Below are 2,457 nucleotides of genomic sequence, written 5' to 3' on the forward strand. Positions count from 1 at the left end.
CGGCGGGGCGGGGCAGGCCAAGGGCGGGGGGAGCGCCCAGCGGAAGTCCGCCGACCTCAAGAGCATCCCCGATGTGGGTGACCGCTTGCAGGCGAAGATCCCCGAGGACTCCCGTCAGGTCGTCGCGGTCTACGGCGAGGACGAGGACTCGGCGGAGTCGACCGTCGTGCTCTACACGAAATCGTCGGCGACGGACACCACCTGGGAGAAGGACAGGAGCTGGCCCGCGCACAACGGCAAGAAGGGCTGGACCACCGACCACCGCGAGAACGACAAGCGCAGCCCGGTCGGGGTGTTCACGCTCACCGACGCGGGCGGTGTCCTCGCGGATCCGGGTGCCAAGTTCCCGTACACGAAGTCGGCCTCCATGCAGGCGCCGCACTACTGGCCCAAGACGCACTGGCACGACTTCGACTACGTCATCGCCATCGACTACAACCGCGCCAAGGGCACCCCGCCGAACGACCCGACGCGCCCTCAGGGCCAGGCCAAGGGCGGCAGCATCTGGCTGCACATGGACCATGGCAGCGGCACGTCGGGCTGCGTGAGCCTGTCCAAGTCGGGCATGGAGCATCTGCTGCGCACGCTGGATCCGAAGCAGCATCCGGTCGTGGTGATGGGGGACAAGGCGAACCTCAAGGCGTGAGCCACTGTCTCCGGTGCGGTGACCCGGTGACCCGGACCCGGTGACCCGGGGGACCGGGTCACCTCTGGCACCGTCGCGGTGATCGACGGCTCTGGCGGAGGGCCGGCTGCGCTGCCGAGCGCCGGGGCGGCAGCCGGCCTCCCCTCCCCAACACCTGCTGGCTGTTAGTCCTTCGGCTTCTCCGAGTCCATCCCCGGACGGGCCTTCTTCCACAGGCCGCGCGTGAAGTCGGGGATCGCCTGCGGCGCGCCCTTCGCCTTGATCGAGAGGTGGCTCAGCGGGACGGGCGCCGTCCACGTCGCCCCGTCGTACACGTCGAAATCAGGGACGAGGCCGAGCCGCATGGTCTGCATCAGCCGGAAGATCATGATGTAGTCCATGCCGCCGTGCCCGCCCGGCGGGTTGGCGTGCTCCTTCCACAGCCAGTGGTCGAAGTCGGCGTACTTGGCGAAGTCGGCCCACTTGTCGTCGGTGTGGTCCGGCTCGATGTAGATGCGGGCGGGGTAGTCCTCGAAGACGCCCTTGGTGCCGCCGAGGCTGTTGATGCGGCTGTAGGGGTGGGGGGTCGAGACGTCGTGCTCCAGGCGGATCACCCGCCCCTTCGCCGTCTGTACGAGGCTGATGGTGCGGTCGCTCCCGATGTACGTCTCCTTCCAGCTCGGGTCGCCCGCGGGCATGTGCTCCTCGCGGTACTCGGCGAGGCCGAGGGCGGGCGTGCCGAAGCTGGAGATGTGCGTGACGCGGTCGCCGCGGTTGACGTCCATGTAGTTGGCGACCGGGCCGAAGCCGTGATTGGGGTAGAGGTCGCCGCGCAGGCGCGTGTGCCACAGGCGGCGCCAGGGGCCCTCGTAGTAGTCGGGGTCGAACATCAGGCCGCGCAGATCGTGGTTGTACGCGCCCGCGCCGTGCAGCAGTTCGCCGAACTTGCCCGCGTGCGCCATCCGCAGGACACGCATCTCGTTCTTGCCGTAGCAGCAGTTCTCCAACTGCATGCAGTGCCTGCGGGTCCGCTCCGAGAGGTCCACGAGATCCCACAGCTCGTCCAGGCGCATGGCGAGGGGACACTCGACGCCCACATGCTTGCCGCCCAGCATCGCCGACTTGCAGATGGCGTAGTGGGAGTCCCAGGGCGTCGCCACGTACACGAAGTCGATGTCCCCGCGCTTGCACAGGTTCTCGTAGTCGTGCTCGCCCTTGGTGTACGTCGCCGGGGCGGGCTGGCCCGCGGCGGTGACCTTCTTGGCGGCGGCCGCCGTCTTCTCCTTGACCGGGTCGCAGAGCGCGACGACGCGTACGCCGGGGAGCGCGAGGAACAGGTCGATCATGGAGCCGCCTCGGTTGCCGAGCCCGACGATCCCGACCCGCACCGTCGAGCGCCGCTGGAACGGCACGCCGATCATCGTCTCGCCCTTGCGGGCCGGGGCGCGTGCCGTGTCCGGGGCGGCGGCGGGAGCGGCCGCGGGCGTTGCCGCGGGCGCGTCGGCGTGTGCCGGGCCGCCCGCGAAGGCGCCGACTCCGATCCCGGCCCCGGCGAGGCCCGCCGCGCGCAGCACCGTGCGCCGCGAACGGCCCTCTCCCGGCGTGTCCGCGCCGCCCTCACCGGGGGTGGCGCCGTCAGGGGCCGGTATCGCGTTCTCGTCGTGCATCGGACCTCCGTAGCTGAATGTCGGCTGGTCGCTGCCACTGGGGCGCAAGCCACCCTGATGGGGCCACGGCGGGGACGCAAGAGGCTGAAGTAGTCAGGGAGTTGGACTTCCGTGCGGAAGCGGAAGCGGAAGCGGAAGCGGAGGCGGCGGCGGAGGAGGTGGAGG

2 protein-coding genes are annotated in these 2,457 nt (G+C 70.2%); one reads left to right on the top strand and one right to left on the bottom strand.

Annotated features, from left to right (window positions below; all coding sequences use genetic code 11):
* On the top strand, positions 1-646 hold a 646-nt coding region (locus GKQ77_RS31525; protein WP_219692535.1), incomplete at its 5' end, for a L,D-transpeptidase family protein.
* 164 nt (positions 647-810) lie between these two features.
* Here the strand turns inward: GKQ77_RS31525 and GKQ77_RS31530 are convergent.
* Positions 811-2,292 carry a Gfo/Idh/MocA family protein gene (locus GKQ77_RS31530; RefSeq protein ID WP_219692536.1) on the bottom strand — a complete coding sequence of 494 codons (1,482 nt, stop codon included), beginning with the start codon at positions 2,290-2,292 and terminating at the stop codon, positions 811-813.
* Positions 2,293-2,457 lie beyond the last annotated feature (165 nt).

The sequence above is a fragment of the Streptomyces anatolicus genome (assembly GCF_019400875.1).
Lineage (GTDB): Bacteria > Actinomycetota > Actinomycetes > Streptomycetales > Streptomycetaceae > Streptomyces > Streptomyces anatolicus.